Consider the following 749-nt stretch of genomic DNA (forward strand, 5'->3'; position numbering starts at 1 on the left):
ATTAGGGGACGGGGGTTTGGGGGCTGTGGGGGGATTGGGGTGGGCAGGGTGTTTCGGCTGGTCAGATGGGGCCGGCCGGTCGGGTCGGTAAGGCCGGTCGGTAGGGGCATGGCGGTCGTTCGGTTCTGTCGGCTGTTCCGGGCGTCGCGGTCGGTTGGGCCGTCGAGGTCGGCCCGGGCGGTCAGTGGCTTGTCATGCTCGCAGTCTCAGGCCGCGGGGGGTCGCGATGAACCCCGCCCCTTCCAGGAGGGCACCGAAGGGCGAGGTCAGGGCCGAGACGCCGTTGACGCGCTCCACCGTCATCGTGCCGAGGGAGCCGGCGCGCGCGGCCGCGGCGAGGGACTCCGCCGCCGCGGGCAGGCGCGGGTCGTCGGCGGGGGAGTCGGCGGGGGAGTCGGCGTGGTCCGCTGCGGCGGGCCAGGCCAGCAGCGTCTTGCCGCCGCGCTCCATGTAGAGCGCCAGCTCGCCGTCGACGAGCACCACGAGGGAGCCTGCCTTACGGCCCGGTTTGTGACCGGCGTCGCTCGGCGGCTCGGGCCAGGGCAGGGCGGCGCCGTACGCGTTCGCCGGGTCCGCCGCGGCGAGGACGACGGCGCGGGAGGCGGGCGCCGGGGTACGGGGGCGGCGGTCGGCGAAGCCGGAGCTGTACGGCGAGCCGGAGTCGTAGGGCGAGCCGCTGCCGCTCCGAGGGCCGCCGGCACCGGGGCTCGCGATGTCGCGCGCGGAGATCCAGTCGCCCGGGGCGGGGG

At 76.4% G+C, this 749-nt stretch carries 1 pseudogene; it reads right to left on the reverse strand.

The features are described 5' to 3' along the window. Window positions 1-192 precede the first annotated feature (192 nt). Window positions 193-749, reverse strand: a pseudogene (locus P1P75_RS41785) (DEAD/DEAH box helicase); the annotation flags it as partial.

The sequence above is a fragment of the Streptomyces sp. ID05-39B genome (assembly GCF_033794725.1).
Taxonomy (GTDB): domain Bacteria; phylum Actinomycetota; class Actinomycetes; order Streptomycetales; family Streptomycetaceae; genus Streptomyces; species Streptomyces bobili.